The 1,154-nt window shown below is 61.3% G+C and carries 1 protein-coding gene; it reads left to right on the forward strand.

Going from position 1 to position 1,154, the window contains the following annotated elements:
• The first annotated feature begins 63 nt into the window (after positions 1-63).
• Positions 64-1,068 carry a tyrosine-type recombinase/integrase gene (locus tag ABVQ20_RS40290; RefSeq protein ID WP_354465401.1) on the forward strand — a complete coding sequence of 335 codons (1,005 nt, stop codon included), beginning with the start codon at positions 64-66 and terminating at the stop codon, positions 1,066-1,068.
• Positions 1,069-1,154: the final 86 nt, after the last annotated feature.

Genomic DNA, 1,154 nt, shown 5'->3' on the forward strand with positions numbered 1-1,154 from the left:
TGCAAATGAGCGGTTCCGGGCAGTTGGCGCGCCATGCCTCAATCTGCGGCAGGAGGTGCGGTCATGAGCAGGGATGATCGGTTCCCGGATCTGATGCGTGCGTTCTTCTATGAATGGCTGGTCGAGCAGCGCAACGCGTCCATCCACACAGTCCGGTCCTACCGCGACACCTGGCGGCTATTGCTTCGGTTCGTTGCACAGCGTGCTGGGAAGAAGGTGGCTATGATCACGCTGGCCGATCTGGCCGCCAGCGAGGTCGCCGCGTTCCTCCGTCACGCCGAACGTGAACGTGGAGGTACGATCGGCACGCGCAACTGCCGGCTTGCCGCGATCCGCAGCTTCTTCCACTTCGTGGCCACCAGGGATCCCGCATCGATCGCTCAATGCGTCGAAATCCTCCACATCCCTATCAAGCGCGCTCCGGTGTCGGAACCTTGCTATCTGGATCCGGCGGAAGTGACGGCGATCCTCGCTCAGCCAAATCGTTCGACCGTTGAGGGTATGCGCGATCATGCGCTGTTCTCGTTCCTCTACAACAGCGGCGCACGAATACAGGAAGCGCTCGACCTATGCCCTGAAGCAATCCGGTTCGAAAGCCCGAACTGCGTGCGTCTGACCGGCAAAGGCCGGAAGGAACGTATCTGCCCGCTCTGGCCGGAAACCGTGATGTTGCTGAAGAAACTGCTTGAACGGCAACCGCGAGCGTCCGACCAGCGGCTGTTCGTCAACCGCTATGGTGAGCCGCTCAGCGCCTCAGGGGTCCGGTTCAAGCTCGCCGCCTACGTGAAGGCGGCGGCCGAAACCATGCAAACGCTGCGTGCCAAGCACGTAACGCCACACGCCTTCCGACACGCCACCGCCGTGCACCTCATCTCGGCGGGCGTCGACGTTACGGTCATCCGAAGCTGGCTCGGCCATGTGAGCCTCGACACGACCAACCACTATGCCAGGGCCAATCTGGAAACGAAGCGGAAAGCCCTGGAAAAGGTCGCCGCTCCAACCACACCCGGCGGCCAGCCATCTTGGAAGCGCGATGCGAGCGTGCTCGCCTGGCTCGACACACTCTGAAATAATGCGGAGGAACATGGACAAAAACGGCTAAAATCTGCCGATCAGACCGCGCTCCTCCGCATTATGGTCACCTGACGATTAGT

The organism is Mesorhizobium shangrilense, from assembly GCF_040537815.1.
Lineage (GTDB): Bacteria > Pseudomonadota > Alphaproteobacteria > Rhizobiales > Rhizobiaceae > Mesorhizobium > Mesorhizobium shangrilense.

Bases quoted from the DNA above. Each gene is read 5' to 3' on its own strand.
- ABVQ20_RS40290 (WP_354465401.1), top strand. From the start codon at position 64: ATGAGCAGGGATGATCGGTTCCCGGATCTGATGCGTGCGTTCTTCTAT.